Source organism: Bacillus sp. hwrm1 (assembly GCF_040207805.1).
In the GTDB taxonomy this organism is placed as follows: Bacteria; Bacillota; Bacilli; order Bacillales; family Bacillaceae; genus Bacillus; species Bacillus velezensis.
Window position 1 is genome coordinate 3,996,245 of record NZ_CP157943.1, and the last position, 14,542, is coordinate 4,010,786.

At 43.3% G+C, this 14,542-nt stretch carries 26 protein-coding genes; all 26 read right to left on the reverse strand.

Translation table 11 applies throughout. The features are described from left to right. Positions 1-16 precede the first annotated feature (16 nt). Positions 17-763: a type I methionyl aminopeptidase gene (gene map, locus ABK447_RS20045; RefSeq protein WP_007410408.1), complete on the reverse strand. Its 747-nt coding sequence runs from the start codon at positions 761-763 to the stop codon at positions 17-19. Continuing rightward, positions 760-1,413: an adenylate kinase gene (locus tag ABK447_RS20050; RefSeq protein WP_094031443.1), complete on the reverse strand. Its 654-nt coding sequence runs from the start codon at positions 1,411-1,413 to the stop codon at positions 760-762. The genes map and ABK447_RS20050 overlap by 4 nt, the downstream gene beginning before the upstream one ends. Before the next feature lie 51 nt (positions 1,414-1,464). Beyond that, positions 1,465-2,760 carry a preprotein translocase subunit SecY gene (gene secY / locus ABK447_RS20055; protein WP_007615246.1) on the reverse strand — a complete coding sequence of 432 codons (1,296 nt, stop codon included), beginning with the start codon at positions 2,758-2,760 and terminating at the stop codon, positions 1,465-1,467. A gap of 1 nt (position 2,761) precedes the next feature. Continuing rightward, positions 2,762-3,202, reverse strand: coding sequence for a 50S ribosomal protein L15 (gene rplO / locus ABK447_RS20060; RefSeq protein WP_007410405.1), 441 nt, complete (start codon positions 3,200-3,202; stop codon positions 2,762-2,764). Between the two features lie 30 nt (positions 3,203-3,232). Further along, positions 3,233-3,412 carry a 50S ribosomal protein L30 gene (gene rpmD, locus ABK447_RS20065; RefSeq protein WP_003156497.1) on the reverse strand — a complete coding sequence of 60 codons (180 nt, stop codon included), beginning with the start codon at positions 3,410-3,412 and terminating at the stop codon, positions 3,233-3,235. Between the two features lie 13 nt (positions 3,413-3,425). Beyond that, complete coding sequence (gene rpsE / locus ABK447_RS20070) at positions 3,426-3,926, reverse strand: 30S ribosomal protein S5 (RefSeq protein WP_003156493.1); 501 nt, start codon at positions 3,924-3,926, stop codon at positions 3,426-3,428. Positions 3,927-3,950: 24 nt separating this feature from the next. Next, positions 3,951-4,313 (reverse strand): 50S ribosomal protein L18, encoded by a 363-nt coding sequence (rplR, locus tag ABK447_RS20075; RefSeq protein WP_003156492.1) that lies wholly within the window; start codon positions 4,311-4,313, stop codon positions 3,951-3,953. Positions 4,314-4,347: 34 nt separating this feature from the next. Continuing rightward, positions 4,348-4,887 (reverse strand): 50S ribosomal protein L6, encoded by a 540-nt coding sequence (gene rplF, locus ABK447_RS20080; protein ID WP_003156490.1) that lies wholly within the window; start codon positions 4,885-4,887, stop codon positions 4,348-4,350. A 30-nt stretch (positions 4,888-4,917) separates the two neighbouring features. After that, positions 4,918-5,316, reverse strand: a complete 399-nt coding sequence (gene rpsH, locus ABK447_RS20085) for a 30S ribosomal protein S8 (RefSeq protein ID WP_003156489.1) — start codon at positions 5,314-5,316, stop codon at positions 4,918-4,920. A gap of 31 nt (positions 5,317-5,347) precedes the next feature. Further along, positions 5,348-5,533 carry a 30S ribosomal protein S14 gene (rpsN, locus tag ABK447_RS20090; RefSeq protein ID WP_003156488.1) on the reverse strand — a complete coding sequence of 62 codons (186 nt, stop codon included), beginning with the start codon at positions 5,531-5,533 and terminating at the stop codon, positions 5,348-5,350. A gap of 22 nt (positions 5,534-5,555) precedes the next feature. Beyond that, the gene (rplE, locus tag ABK447_RS20095; RefSeq protein ID WP_003156487.1) at positions 5,556-6,095 is read right to left on the reverse strand and encodes a 50S ribosomal protein L5; all 540 of its coding nucleotides are present in this window, start codon (positions 6,093-6,095) and stop codon (positions 5,556-5,558) included. A gap of 26 nt (positions 6,096-6,121) precedes the next feature. Continuing rightward, positions 6,122-6,433, reverse strand: a complete 312-nt coding sequence (rplX, locus tag ABK447_RS20100) for a 50S ribosomal protein L24 (protein ID WP_003156486.1) — start codon at positions 6,431-6,433, stop codon at positions 6,122-6,124. A gap of 36 nt (positions 6,434-6,469) precedes the next feature. Next, the gene (gene rplN, locus ABK447_RS20105) at positions 6,470-6,838 is read right to left on the reverse strand and encodes a 50S ribosomal protein L14 (protein ID WP_007410404.1); all 369 of its coding nucleotides are present in this window, start codon (positions 6,836-6,838) and stop codon (positions 6,470-6,472) included. Between the two features lie 40 nt (positions 6,839-6,878). Continuing rightward, complete coding sequence (rpsQ, locus tag ABK447_RS20110; protein ID WP_003156484.1) at positions 6,879-7,142, reverse strand: 30S ribosomal protein S17; 264 nt, start codon at positions 7,140-7,142, stop codon at positions 6,879-6,881. Between the two features lie 22 nt (positions 7,143-7,164). Continuing rightward, complete coding sequence (gene rpmC / locus ABK447_RS20115; protein WP_003156482.1) at positions 7,165-7,365, reverse strand: 50S ribosomal protein L29; 201 nt, start codon at positions 7,363-7,365, stop codon at positions 7,165-7,167. Next, positions 7,355-7,789, reverse strand: coding sequence for a 50S ribosomal protein L16 (gene rplP / locus ABK447_RS20120; RefSeq protein WP_003156478.1), 435 nt, complete (start codon positions 7,787-7,789; stop codon positions 7,355-7,357). The genes rpmC and rplP overlap by 11 nt, the downstream gene beginning before the upstream one ends. Before the next feature lies 1 nt (position 7,790). Continuing rightward, positions 7,791-8,447, reverse strand: coding sequence for a 30S ribosomal protein S3 (rpsC, locus tag ABK447_RS20125; RefSeq protein ID WP_003156476.1), 657 nt, complete (start codon positions 8,445-8,447; stop codon positions 7,791-7,793). Between the two features lie 3 nt (positions 8,448-8,450). After that, on the reverse strand, positions 8,451-8,792 hold the full coding sequence (gene rplV, locus ABK447_RS20130) for a 50S ribosomal protein L22 (protein ID WP_003156475.1): 342 nt from the start codon (positions 8,790-8,792) through the stop codon (positions 8,451-8,453). Between the two features lie 16 nt (positions 8,793-8,808). Further along, complete coding sequence (gene rpsS / locus ABK447_RS20135; RefSeq protein WP_003156472.1) at positions 8,809-9,087, reverse strand: 30S ribosomal protein S19; 279 nt, start codon at positions 9,085-9,087, stop codon at positions 8,809-8,811. A 57-nt stretch (positions 9,088-9,144) separates the two neighbouring features. Next, entirely contained in the window at positions 9,145-9,978 is an 834-nt protein-coding gene (rplB, locus tag ABK447_RS20140) for a 50S ribosomal protein L2 (RefSeq protein ID WP_003156470.1), read from the reverse strand. 31 nt (positions 9,979-10,009) lie between these two features. After that, the gene (gene rplW, locus ABK447_RS20145) at positions 10,010-10,297 is read right to left on the reverse strand and encodes a 50S ribosomal protein L23 (protein ID WP_003156467.1); all 288 of its coding nucleotides are present in this window, start codon (positions 10,295-10,297) and stop codon (positions 10,010-10,012) included. Then, positions 10,297-10,920 carry a 50S ribosomal protein L4 gene (gene rplD, locus ABK447_RS20150; protein ID WP_007615239.1) on the reverse strand — a complete coding sequence of 208 codons (624 nt, stop codon included), beginning with the start codon at positions 10,918-10,920 and terminating at the stop codon, positions 10,297-10,299. Before rplD ends, rplW begins: the two co-directional genes overlap by 1 nt. A 27-nt stretch (positions 10,921-10,947) precedes the next feature. Further along, the gene (gene rplC, locus ABK447_RS20155) at positions 10,948-11,577 is read right to left on the reverse strand and encodes a 50S ribosomal protein L3 (RefSeq protein ID WP_007410402.1); all 630 of its coding nucleotides are present in this window, start codon (positions 11,575-11,577) and stop codon (positions 10,948-10,950) included. A 39-nt stretch (positions 11,578-11,616) separates the two neighbouring features. Next, a complete protein-coding gene (gene rpsJ / locus ABK447_RS20160; RefSeq protein ID WP_003156464.1) occupies positions 11,617-11,925 on the reverse strand; it encodes a 30S ribosomal protein S10 in 309 nt (102 codons plus the stop codon). Positions 11,926-12,173: 248 nt separating this feature from the next. Further along, on the reverse strand, positions 12,174-13,139 hold the full coding sequence (locus tag ABK447_RS20165) for an alpha/beta fold hydrolase (RefSeq protein ID WP_085341675.1): 966 nt from the start codon (positions 13,137-13,139) through the stop codon (positions 12,174-12,176). 103 nt (positions 13,140-13,242) lie between these two features. After that, positions 13,243-14,433, reverse strand: a complete 1,191-nt coding sequence (tuf, locus tag ABK447_RS20170) for an elongation factor Tu (RefSeq protein ID WP_007410400.1) — start codon at positions 14,431-14,433, stop codon at positions 13,243-13,245. Between the last annotated feature and the right edge of the window lie 109 nt (positions 14,434-14,542).

A 14,542-nucleotide genomic window follows, 5' to 3' on the forward strand; every position in this document is an offset into this window, starting at 1 on the left:
GAATTCATTTCATCATCTAGACTTTTGTCAGTATATCAAAACCCGTTTCCGTAATCGCAATCGTATGTTCAAAATGAGCACACTTTTTCCCATCTACCGTTACAACCGTCCAGTTATCAGCCAATGTTTTCACATATCGGCTGCCAGCGTTAACCATCGGTTCTATAGCGAGAACCATACCAGGCTTCAGCCTAGGTCCTTTGTTTGGCGGACCGTAATGAGGAATTTGCGGATCCTCATGCAAGTCTTGACCAACACCATGTCCGACATACTCCCTAACAACTGAAAACTGCTCATTTTCGACATACGTTTGTATTGCGTGGGAAATATTCGACAAACGTTCACCTGGTTTTGCTTCCTTCAAGCCTTTATATAAAGACTCCTCTGTTACTTCCAGCAGTCGTTTATCATCATCACTGATGTTTCCTACCGGATATGTCCAAGCAGAGTCACCATGATAACCATTTAATTTAGCACCGATATCAATGCTGATAATGTCACCGTCACGCAAAACCCTTTTACCGGGTATTCCGTGAACGAGTTCTTCATTAACTGATACACAGATGCTCCCGCGAAACCCATTATACCCCTTAAAAGATGGGATTGCACCCTGCTTCTCAATAAAACGTTCGGCAATTTGATCCAATTCTTTTGTCGAGATTCCTGGTTTAATGTGCTTTTTCATCTCTTCATGAGTCAAAGCCACGATTCGCCCTGCTTCCCGCATGATGCCAAGCTCACGAGGGGTCTTACAGATAATCATTTGCTCAATCCTCCAAGAAGCTCTTTCACATCTTGGTACACGTCGTTAATGTCCTGCTGGCCATTGACGTTGACAAGATACCCTTTCTCAGAATAAAAATCGAGTAAAGGCTGAGTCTGCTTCATGTTGACCTCAAGCCGTTTTGAGACGGTTTCCTCATTATCATCTGCCCGTTGATAAAGGTCTCCTCCGTCTTTATCACAAACACCCGGCGTTTTCGGCGGATTGAAAACCAAATGATAGGTTGTGCCGCAAACACTGCAAATTCTGCGTCCAGTCAAACGTTCCATTAAAGAGTCTTTGTCTACTTTAATGTTAATGACATAATCAATCGGCTTGCCGTATTCCTCAAGAATGTTTTCAAGAGCTTCAGCCTGAGCGACTGTTCGCGGAAATCCGTCCAGAAGAAAACCTCTTTCACAATCATCTTTGCCGAGTCTTTCTTTGACAATGCCGATTGTGACTTCGTCCGGTACGAGCTCGCCTTTATCAATATAAGACTTTGCTTCGAGTCCGAGTGGTGTTTCTTCTTTCATAGCAGCACGGAACATATCTCCCGTTGAGATATGAGGTATCCCATAATCCTCAACAATTCGTTCTCCCTGTGTGCCTTTACCGGCTCCAGGAAGTCCCATTAAGACTAAGTTCATTCGGATTTCCCCCGTCCTCTCTTATTTAGAGGAATGGTTAAAACCAGTCCTCTAATTTTTCATAAATCCTCGGTAATTACGTTTCACTAACTGGCTCTCCAGCTGCTTCATTGTCTCCAAGGCTACCCCGACGACAATTAACAATGATGTTCCGCCAATCTGTGCACTTTGAGGCAATCCAGCGAATTGAATGAAAAAGATAGGAAGAATGGAAATCACGGCTAAGAATATAGAACCCACAAACGTAAGTCGATACAAAATGCTCGTAATTCTATCTTGAGTCATTTTCCCTGGACGAACCCCCGGGATATAGCCACCCTGTTTTTTTAGGTTATCAGCCATTTGTTCAGGGTTTACCTGCACAAAAGCATAGAAGTACGTAAAGGCGATAATTAATGCGACATAAACCGCCATGCCCACCGGATGTGTATTGTCAAAGTTGGCTTGAATCCACTTTGTCACATTGTTTTCTCCGAAAAATGACGCGATAGTACGCGGCGTAATAAGAAACGCAACCGCAAAGATTACCGGAATAACCCCTGCCGGATTCACTTTAAGCGGAAGGTGAGTTGACTGGCCTCCGCCAACAGGTGAACGACCTTGCCCTTTTGCATATTGAATCGCGATTTTGCGTACGGCCTGCTGAATGAAAATAACACCAACAATAACGGCCAAAATCGCAATCACCAGTAAAGCGATTTTTACAATATGAATAAACAGCTGATCGCTGCTGCCGACAAATTGAGTCTCATAAATCTGCCCAACAGTTTTCGGAATACTAGCCACAATCCCCGCGAAGATGATGATCGAAATTCCGTTACCTACTCCATTGGAAGTAATTTGTTCTCCCAGCCACATTAAAAAAGCAGTTCCTCCAGTGAGTACTAAAGCAATAATCAGATATGTCGATATGCCGGATTTTTCAATCAGCATACCGTTTGCCAGGTTGTTAAACCCGTAAGACATACCTAATGCCTGGATAAAACCAAGCACAATCGTAAAATATCTCGTGAACTGAGCTAATTTACGGCGGCCGACTTCACCTTGCTTAGACCACTCGGTAAACTTCGGCACAACATCCATCTGAAGCAGCTGAATGATGATTGAAGCAGTGATGTAAGGCGTAATTCCCATCGCAAAAATGGAGAACTGATAAAGCGCACCGCCGCCAAATGTATTAAGGAGATCAAAAACCCCCATCGAACTTTGTGTCTGCAACGCCTGAGCATTTACATATGGCACAGGGATAAATGCACCTATGCGAAAGACGATAAGCATGAGTAATGTAAAAATGATTTTATTCCGAATATCACTCACACGCATAAAGTTGGAGATTGTCTTAAACAAGTTAGATCACCTCAGCTGTACCGCCAGCAGCTTCAACAGCTTCTTTCGCAGAAGCAGAGAATTTATTGGCTTTTACAGTTAATTTTTTCTCTAATTTACCGTTGCCAAGAATCTTTACTCCTGCATTAAGTTTGCTAATAACACCAGTCTCAAGAAGAAGTTCAGGAGTGACTTCCGTTCCTTCCGCAAAACCGTTCAATTTGTCTACGTTCACAATAGCGTAATCCTTACGGTTGATGTTTGTAAAACCGCGTTTAGGAAGACGTTGGAATAAAGGCATTTGTCCCCCCTCGAATCCAGGGCGTACACCGCCGCCAGAACGAGCGTTTTGACCTTTGTGACCTTTACCAGCTGTTTTACCGTTACCAGAACCAATACCACGACCTACGCGATTGCGTACTTTACGTGAACCTTCTGAAGGCTTTAATTCATGAAGTTTCATTAGGACACCTCCTTAGCCTATAATTTATTTTTATTGTTCTTTAACAGAAACTAGATGAGATACTTTATTAATCATACCGCGGATCGCAGCGTTATCTTCATGAACGACAGTTTGGTTTGTTTTCTTTAAACCAAGTGTTCTTACAGTAACGCGCTGATCTTCCGGGCGACCGATTACACTGCGTTTGAGGGTAATTTCTAATTTAGCCATTAATGTTCCCTCCTTATCCTAACAGTTCTTCTACAGATTTTCCACGAAGCTTCGCAACCTCTTCGGCACGTTTAAGCTCACTTAAACCTTGAAGTGTTGCACGGATCATGTTGATCGGTGTGTTAGAACCTAAAGACTTAGAAAGGATATCAGCAACGCCAGCAAGCTCAAGTACCGCACGTACAGGGCCTCCAGCGATAACTCCAGTACCTTCAGAAGCAGGTTTCAACAAGATATTGCCTGCACCGAAACGTCCGATGATTTCGTGTGGAATCGTAGTTCCAACCATTGGTACTTCAATCAAATTCTTTTTCGCATCTTCAACAGCTTTGCGGATTGCTTCAGGTACTTCTTGTGCTTTACCAGTACCGAAACCTACGTGACCGTTTTTGTCACCGACAACGACTAGAGCTGCGAAACGGAAACGACGACCACCTTTAACAACTTTCGCTACGCGGTTAACCGTAACTAAGCGTTCTTCTAACTCTAATTTGCTTGGGTCAATACGACGCATAATCATGTGTCCCTCCTTTTTTTATTAAAATTTCAGTCCGGCTTCACGAGCTGCATCGGCCAGAGCTTTTACACGTCCATGGTATAAGTATCCACCGCGGTCAAATACTACGTCAGAAACACCTTTCTCAGAAGCGCGTTTCGCAACGAGTTCACCGACTTTAGCAGCAGCAGCGCTGTCACCAGTGCTTTCCACGTTCAAATCTTTATCGAGAGTAGAGGCACTAGCAAGTGTAACGCCATTTACATCATCGATGATTTGAGCATAAATGTGTTTGTTTGAACGGAACACATTCAGACGAGGTCTTTCAGCTGTGCCTGAAAGTTTAGCACGAACACGGGCATGTCTTTTTTGACGAGCAGCATTTTTGCTAGTTTTCGTAATCATCCTTAGGTCACTCCTTTCTTCACTTTAAGCGGTCTTACTTAGCAGATTTACCTTCTTTACGGCGAACAACTTCACCTTCGTAGCGAATTCCTTTACCTTTGTAAGGCTCTGGAGAACGTACAGCGCGGATGTTAGCAGCGATAGCTCCTACACGCTCTTTGTCTGTACCTTTTACAACTACTTTAGTTTGAGAAGGAACTTCGATTTCGATGCCCTCTTCAGGAACGATCTCAACAGGGTGAGAGTATCCAACGTTTAAAACAAGTTTGTTTCCGGATTTAGCCGCACGATAACCGACACCGACTAATTCCAAACCTCTTTCAAATCCTTTAGATACGCCTTCAACCATGTTTCCAAGCAGACTGCGAGTCGTACCATGCAGCGCACGGTGCTCTTTGTGATCAGAAGGACGAGTAACTGTAAGCACGTTGTCCTCAATTTTGATTTCCATATCAGGATGGAAAGTACGAGTTAATTCTCCTTTTGGTCCTTTTACAGCTACAGTGTTGCCTTCGTTCAGCGTTACTGTAACTCCAGAAGGGATCTCAAGCAGTTTTTTTCCTACACGAGACATACTAAAACACCTCCATTCTTGTTAAACTTCTTACCAAACGTATGCTAGAACTTCTCCACCAGCTTGTTTTGCACGGGCTTCTTTGTCCGTTAAAACACCTTGTGATGTAGAAATAATCGCGATTCCAAGACCGTTAAGTACGCGAGGTACTTCATTTGATTTAGCGTATACACGCAAACCTGGTTTGCTGATTCTTTTAAGACCAGTGATAACGCGCTCGTTGTTTTGTCCGTATTTCAAGAAAACGCGGATGATACCTTGTTTGCTGTCTTCTACGAACTCAACGTCACGAATGAAACCTTCACGCTTTAAAATGTCAGCAATTTCTCTTTTCAATTTAGAAGCAGGAATTTCAAGCTTCTCATGACGTACCATGTTTGCATTGCGAATACGAGTCAGCATATCTGCAATTGGATCTGTCATAACCATTATATAATTACCTCCTTCCCATTCTTGGGGATTACCAGCTGGCTTTTTTCACGCCAGGAATTTGTCCTTTATATGCAAGCTCACGGAAACAAATACGGCAAAGTTTAAATTTACGAATGACTGAGTGCGGACGTCCGCAGCGTTCACAGCGAGTGTACTCTTGCACTTTAAACTTTGGTGTACGTTGTTGTTTCGCAATCATTGACTTTTTAGCCACGATTTCGCCTCCCTTTCATTGATTATTTCTGGAACGGCATACCTACTTGAGTTAATAGCTCACGAGCCTCTTCGTCAGAGTTAGCAGTCGTTACGATAACGATGTCCATTCCGCGAACCTTTGTTACTTTATCGTAGTCAATTTCAGGGAAGATTAACTGTTCTTTGATACCAAGAGTGTAGTTTCCGCGACCGTCAAAAGATTTCTTAGAAATCCCGCGGAAGTCACGTACACGCGGTAAAGATACAGAAATAAGTTTATCAAGGAAATCATACATGCGCTCTCCGCGAAGAGTTACTTTCGCACCGATAGGCATTCCCTCACGAAGACGGAATCCAGCAATTGATTTCTTCGCACGAGTAACGACAGGTTTTTGACCTGCGATAAACGTTAATTCTTCAACAGCACTGTCGATTGCTTTTGCGTTTTGAACAGCATCACCGACACCCATGTTGATTACGATTTTTTCGATTTTTGGCACCTGCATAACAGAGTCGTAGTTGAACTTCGTCATTAAAGCAGGTGAAATTTCTTTATTGTACTTTTCTTTAAGGCGGTTCATGAGATAGACCTCCCTTCCTTTAAATACTATTTATCTAAGACTTGCCCAGATTTTTTTGCAACACGAACTTTTTTGCCATCTTCCACTTTGTATCCTACGCGAGTCACTTCACCTGTTTTAGGATCGAGCGGCATAACGTTTGATACATGAATTGGCGCCTCTTGATTAGAAATACCGCCTTGAGGGTTTGCTTGAGTTGGTTTAGAGTGCTTCTTCACCATGTTTACGCCCTCAACTAGAACGCGGTCCTTTTTAGGGAAAGCAGCAAGGATCGTACCTTGTTTGCCTTTATCTTTACCAGAGATAACCATTACTTTATCGCCTTTTTTCACATGCATCCTGATCGCACCTCCTTGAGTAAGGCATTTATTTCATTAGATAACTTCTGGAGCCAGAGAAACAATTTTCATGAAGTTGTTTTCACGTAATTCACGGGCAACCGGTCCGAAGATACGAGTTCCACGCGGGCTCTTGTCGTCACGGATGATAACACATGCATTCTCATCGAAGCTGATGTATGATCCGTCAGTTCTGCGTGCTCCGCTTTTTGTGCGAACGATAACAGCTCTTACGACTTCACCTTTTTTGACAACGCCTCCTGGTGTTGCTTGTTTAACCGTGCAAACAATTACATCACCAATGTTAGCCGTTTTACGTCCAGAACCGCCAAGAACTTTAATAGTAAGTACCTCACGCGCACCGGAGTTGTCAGCAACTTTTAAACGAGTCTCTTGTTGAATCATTATTTGTTACCTCCCTTCGGAAAAAGAATTCCGAACTTTATTAGATAATAACAGCTTCTTCGACAACTTCTACTAGACGAAAACGCTTAGTTGCAGATAATGGACGAGTTTCCATGATCTTTACGATGTCTCCGATTTTAGCTTGGTTATTTTCATCATGTGCTTTGAATTTCTTTGAGTATTTTACGCGTTTACCGTAAATAGGATCCTTTTTGTATGTTTCAACAACAACAGTGATGGTTTTATCCATTTTGTCAGAAACAACACGGCCTTGGTAAACTTTGCGTTGGTTACGTTCGCTCATGCTCACGACCTCCCCTCAGTGATTATTTGTTGGCAGCAATTTCTCTTTCACGAATCACAGTTTTCATGCGCGCGATAGCTTTGCGCACTTCACGAATGCGAGCAGTATTTTCAAGTTGTCCTGTCGCTAATTGAAAGCGAAGATTGAAAAGTTCTTCTTTAAGAGACTTTACTTTTTGTTCAATTTCAGCAGTGGTAAGGTCACGAATTTCATTAGCTTTCATTTGATTCACCACCAATTTCTTCACGTTTTACGAACTTCGTTTTAATTGGCAATTTGTGAGATGCAAGACGAAGAGCTTCACGAGCTACCTCTTCAGACACACCAGAAATTTCAAATAAAACTTTGCCCGGTTTTACAACAGCTACCCAGCCTTCAGGAGCCCCTTTACCGGAACCCATCCGTACCTCAAGCGGTTTAGCAGTGTAAGGTTTTGAAGGGAAAATTTTAATCCAAACTTTACCGCCACGTTTCATGTAACGAGTCATCGCAATACGTGCAGCTTCGATTTGGCGGTTTGTGATCCAAGAAGCTTCAAGAGCCTGGATACCGTACTCACCAAAATGTACTTCAGTACCGCCTTTAGCGCGACCGCGCATTTTTCCGCGATGCTCTCTGCGATATTTAACGCGTTTTGGTAATAACATATTATTTTCCTCCTTCCTCAGTTTTCTTCTTAGTAGGAAGAACCTCTCCACGATAGATCCAGACTTTTACACCAAGCTTACCGTAAGTTGTGTCAGCTTCAGATGTTGCATAGTCGATGTCAGCACGTAAAGTGTGCAATGGAACAGTTCCTTCACTGTAGTATTCAGAACGAGCAATGTCAGCTCCGCCAAGACGGCCGGAAACCATTGTTTTCACACCTTGTGCTCCAGCACGCATAGTGCGTTGGATTTGTTGTTTCTGCGCACGGCGGAAAGAAATACGGTTTTCTAGTTGACGAGCGATGTTGTCAGCTACAAGCTGAGCATCAAGATCTGCTCTTTTGATTTCAAGAATGTTAATGTGTACACGCTTGCCAGTAAGGCTGTTAAGGGCTTTACGAAGTGCTTCAACTTCAGATCCGCCTTTACCGATTACCATACCAGGCTTAGCAGTGTGGATCGTAATGTTAACGCGGTTTGCTGCGCGCTCGATTTCTACTTTAGAAACAGAAGCGTCAGAAAGGCGTTTGCTAATGAATTCACGAATTTTTAAATCTTCGTGCAGGAAGTCAGCGTAATCTTTACCAGCGTACCACTTAGATTCCCAATCACGAATGACTCCGATACGAAGACCGACTGGATTTACCTTTTGACCCACTACTTATCCCTCCTTCTTTTCTGATACAACGATTGTAATGTGGCTCGTACGTTTGTTGATTTGGCTCGCACGTCCCATAGCACGCGGGCGGAATCTTTTTAACGTTGGGCCTTCGTCAACAAATGCCTGAGAAATAACCAGATTGTTAGCGTCCATCTCGTAGTTGTGCTCAGCATTTGCGATAGCAGATTTTAAAACTTTTTCGATGATCGGAGAAGCAGCTCTCGGAGTTAAGTTCAGGATAGATACTGCTTCGCCTACTTGCTTACCTCGAATCAGGTCCATTACTAGACGTGCTTTACGAGGAGCAATACGGACTGTTCTTGCAACAGCTTTAGCTTGCATTTAAAAGCCTCCTCTCTTAGCGTCTTGTTTTTTTATCGTCACTGGCGTGGCCTTTGTAAGTACGAGTCGGTGCGAATTCGCCCAACTTGTGGCCTACCATGTCTTCAGAAATGAATACAGGCACGTGTTTACGTCCGTCATATACTGCGATAGTGTGACCGATAAATTGTGGGAAAATAGTTGAACGGCGAGACCAAGTTTTTACAACTTGTTTCTTGTCCGTTTCATTTAATTTCTCGATTTTTGTCATCAAGTGTCCATCGACAAATGGTCCTTTTTTCAAGCTGCGAGCCATTTTGGAACCTCCCTTCGTGATTGCACTACGGTCCGAAATGAACCGTAGACAACCCCGTTATTTATTTTTACGACGACGTACGATAAATTTATCAGATTTGTTCTTTTTCTTACGTGTCTTGAATCCAAGAGTCGGTTTGCCCCAAGGAGACATTGGTGATTTACGTCCGATTGGCGCGCGACCTTCACCACCACCATGCGGGTGATCGTTAGGGTTCATTACAGAACCGCGGACTGTAGGGCGGATGCCTTTCCAGCGAGAGCGTCCTGCTTTACCAACGTTGATAAGTTCGTGCTGCTCGTTACCTACTTGACCGATAGAAGCGCGGCAAGCAGAAAGGATCATGCGAACTTCACCAGAGTTAAGACGTACAAGAACGTATTTGCCTTCTTTACCAAGAACCTGAGCAGATGTACCAGCTGAACGTACAAGCTGTCCACCTTTACCAGGTTTTAATTCAATGTTATGCACAACTGTACCAACAGGAATGTTGATAAGCGGAAGTGCGTTACCTACTTTGATGTCAGCTTCAGGGCCGGACATGATTTCAGTACCTACTTGAATTCCTTTTGGTGCAAGAATGTAACGTTTTTCTCCGTCTACATAGTTGATTAGTGCAATGTTAGCTGAACGGTTTGGATCGTACTCAACTGTAGCAACGCGTCCAGGTATACCATCTTTATCGCGTTTGAAGTCGATAACACGGTATTGGCGTTTGTGTCCGCCACCTTGGTGACGTACAGTCAATTTACCTTGGTTGTTACGTCCGCCTTTTTTGTGAAGGGGCGCAAGCAAGGATTTTTCCGGCTGGTCAGTCGTGATTTCAGCAAAATCTGAAGTTGTCATGCCACGACGTCCGTTAGAGGTCGGTTTATACTTTTTAATCGCCATTTTGAATTTCCCTCCTTCTTTTTACAGATAATTAAGCTTCAAAAATTTCGATTTCTTTGCTGTCTGCAGTAAGTTTTACGATCGCTTTTCTGCGACGGCTAGTCATACCAGTGTAGCGGCCGACACGTTTTGATTTCCCTTTGTAGTTCATGATGTTGACTTTGTCAACTTTCACTCCAAAGATACTTTCAACTGCATCTTTCACTTCTGTTTTGTTAGCTCTTACATCAACTTCAAAAGTATATTTTTTTTCAGTCATTAAATCAGCAGAACGTTCAGTAATGACGGGGCGCTTAAGAACATCACGAGGATCTTTCATTATGCAAGCACCTCCTCTACTTTTTCAACCGCAGCTTTTGTAATCAGAAGCTTCTCGTGGTTGACAACGTCTAACACGTTGATTCCGTTAGCTTGAACAACTGTAACTCCAGGGATGTTGCGTGCAGAAAGAGATACTGCTTCGTTTGCATCCGCAGTTACGATTAAAGCTTTTTTCTCAACAGATAATCCTTTAAGGATAGCTGCCATTTCTTTTGTTTTAACCGTATCAAGAGTAAGATCTTCAAGAACAATAATGTTGTTGTCGTTCACTTTAGAAGACAATACTGATTTGATTGCCAAGCGGCGAACTTTTTTAGGTAATTTGTAAGAATAGCTGCGTGGTGTTGGGCCGAATACGACACCACCTCCGCGCCATTGCGGTGAACGGATTGAACCTTGACGGGCACGACCTGTACCTTTTTGACGCCATGGTTTGCGACCTCCGCCGCGTACTTCAGAACGATTTTTTACTTTGTGAGATCCTTGACGTAAGGAAGCTCTTTGCATAAGAATAGCGTCGAATACTACGCTCTCATTTGGCTCAATTCCAAATACAGACGCGTTTAATTCGATATCACCAGCAGTAGAACCGTTTTGGTTGTATAATGCTACTTTTGGCATGATCAATTTCCTCCTTTCCTAAGAGACTTATTTAGATTTAACAGCACTTTTAACAGTGATTAAAGTTTTTCTCGCACCAGGTACGTTACCTTTAATCAAAAGAAGATTGCGCTCAGCATCTACTTTTACGATTTCAAGGTTTTGGACAGTGATTTGATCTCCGCCCATGCGTCCAGGTAATAGTTTACCTTTGAATACACGGTTAGGATCTACAGGTCCCATTGAACCAGGACGACGGTGGTAGCGTGAACCGTGAGACATAGGTCCGCGAGATTGTCCGTGGCGCTTGATTGCACCTTGGAAACCTTTACCTTTAGATACTCCTGTTACATCTACGATTTCTCCTGCAGAGAAAATTTCAACCTTGACTTCCTGACCAATTTCATACGCATCCATATCCACGCCGCGTAATTCTTTAACGAAGCGCTTAGGAGCAGTTTCCGCTTTTGCAACGTGTCCTTTTTCCGGTTTGTTTGAAAGCTTTTCACGCTTATCGTCAAAACCAAGCTGGATCGCTTCATAGCCATCATTTTCAGCTGTTTTCTTTTGAAGAACAACGTTTGGAGCTGCTTCAATAACAGTTACCGGGATAAGATCACCGTTCTCTGCGAATACTTGCGTCATACCAATTTTTCTTCCTAAGATTCCTTTGGTCATTCGTCACACCTCCTATTAAGATCATTCTATATTTTAGAATTAAAGTTTGATTTCGATATCGACACCAGATGGTAAGTCTAATCGCATGAGAGCATCAACAGTTTGTGGTGTTGGGTTCACAATGTCGATTAAACGTTTATGTGTACGCATTTCAAATTGCTCACGAGAATCTTTGTATTTGTGCACCGCACGAAGGATTGTGTAAACTGATTTTTCAGTTGGCAACGGAATCGGACCAGATACGCTGGCACCAGAACGTTTTGCCGTTTCAACAATCTTCTCTGCAGATTGATCAAGGATTCTATGATCATATGCTTTTAAACGAATACGAATTTTTTGTTTTGCCATTATTTTCCCTCCTTTTCGCCTACATCACGTTAGACAGTTCTCCGCGAGAAAAACCTGATCACCTTGCCATGGCAAAGCGGCCGGGTGTGTCAGCAACCTCTCACTTCATCGCAGTCAAAGACCAACATACACTATTATACAGAAAATAGACGCATGTTGCAAGGTTTATTTAAAGAACCTTGTGGTTTTCACACTTTGATTATTATACAGGTGATACCATGATTAATCAAGGATATGCCTGTTTTCTTTCAGAGATGGAACGATGCGAACCGGCTGACAACTTCGGCAAAGCGATCCGGTTCCTCCAAGTGAGGCGAATGGGCTGAGTTCTCAAACCAATGCCATTCTTTATACGGCGCATCAACCTTCTGATAATATTCATAAGACGTCGTCCCCGGGACCGTCAAATCGTATCTCCCTGACATAAAACAGCACGGTATTATAATAGAAGAAACTGATTCTCCGGCATCAAAGAAAATGAGATCCTCCCACAGGTGTTTCAGGCTGAACATTTGTCCCCGCGCGGCTAAGAAACTCCCTCTCACACCGTACGGTTCACCAAACAGCATTCGCCCCCCTGCTTTAAGAGCACCGATCGGATGATGGGTAAAGCCCCCTCCCCTCATCTCGATACAAAGCAGAAACAACGTTCGCTGCAGCTGTTTCTCCCATGGAGGCGCTCCGATAAAGCTCAGCGTCTTTTCCAGCAGGAAATGTTTGCGTTGCCTGCTCCATTCCATCATCAGCCGGTAAGCTTCCGTTTCTTCCTTTTGAATATTAACCACCTGACTGATACCGATATACGCATAATACAAATCAGGCCTCTCTTGAAGAACATGAAGCGCCAGAACTGAACCCCACGAATAGCCGGCGATATATATTTTTTGCCTGCTGAATTGCTTGCATAGGCGTTCGGTCAAATGAATGGTATCGGCTGTCAGCTGATCCAAGGTCATAGATGAACCCGGAATTTCCTTTGAATAAGAGAGACCCGCCCCTCTCTGATCCCAGTTCACAACGGTGAAATGCTTTTCCAGCTTATTCTGGTATTTTCTCGCATAGCCGATTTGGGGCGTGCCGGGACCGCCGTGCAAAAACAAAAGCAGCGGATTACTCCTGTCATCACCATTAATCATAATGGTTTGTTCACTGCCATTAATCAGCAATTGCTGAAGCATTGAAATACGATTGGTTTTCTTGAAGTTATCGTTCATCGGTCTGCTCCTAAAATTTGTATACGTTCTATTATACATGGAATCAGCGGGGAAACAAAAAAACGAGGCCCCATAAGGGACCCCGCATTAATGAACGAGTCGATTACTCAGTGATTGTAGAAACAACGCCTGAACCAACTGTACGTCCGCCTTCACGAATAGAGAAACGAGTTCCTTCTTCGATAGCGATTGTAGAGATAAGTTCAACGATCATTTCAGTGTTATCTCCAGGCATAACCATTTCTACGCCTTCTGGAAGATTGATGATACCAGTTACGTCAGTTGTACGGAAGTAGAACTGAGGACGGTAGTTAGAGAAGAATGGAGTATGACGTCCACCCTCTTCTTTAGAAAGAACGTAAACTTCAGCTTTGAATTTGCTGTGTGGAGTGATTGTACCTGGTTTAGCAAGTACTTGTCCACGTTGGATGTCTTCACGAGCTACACCGCGAAGAAGTGCACCGATGTTGTCTCCAGCTTCAGCATAGTCAAGAAGCTTACGGAACATTTCAACACCTGTAACAGTTGTTTTGCTGTTTTCTTCTTGAAGACCGATGATTTCAACTTCGTCACCGACTTTAACTTGTCCGCGTTCTACACGGCCAGTAGCAACTGTACCACGACCAGTGATTGAGAATACGTCCTCAACTGGCATCATGAATGGTTTGTCAGTGTCGCGTTCTGGAGTTGGGATGTACTCGTCAACTGCAGCCATAAGTTCAAGAATTTTTTCTTCGTACTCAGCGTCACCTTCAAGAGCTTTAAGAGCAGAACCTTTAACAACTGGTACATCATCACCAGGGAAGTCGTATTCGCTAAGAAGATCGCGAACTTCCATTTCAACAAGCTCAAGAAGCTCTTCGTCGTCTACCATGTCGCATTTGTTAAGGAATACTACGATGTATGGTACACCAACGTTTTTAGAAAGAAGGATGTGCTCACGAGTTTGTGGCATTGGGCCATCAGCAGCAGATACTACAAGGATAGCTCCGTCCATTTGCGCAGCACCAGTGATCATGTTTTTAACATAGTCAGCGTGTCCTGGGCAGTCAACGTGTGCATAGTGACGAGTGTCAGTTTCGTACTCAACGTGTGCAGTAGAGATTGTGATACCGCGCTCACGTTCTTCTGGAGCACCATCAATTTGATCGTACGCCATAGCTGTACCTTTACCAGATTTCTTATGAAGTACTGTTGAGATAGCAGCAGTTAATGTTGTTTTACCATGGTCAACGTGTCCAATTGTACCGATATTGGCATGTGATTTGGAACGGTCGAATTTTTCTTTAGCCATTCTAAAATCCTCCTTAAGAGCTTTTAATTAGTAATGTATAGAGTGATAGAAAGTGAAAGCAAGCTCTCACTTCCTCATCTTACAATAGTAGTTATACTTGAGTTAAGTG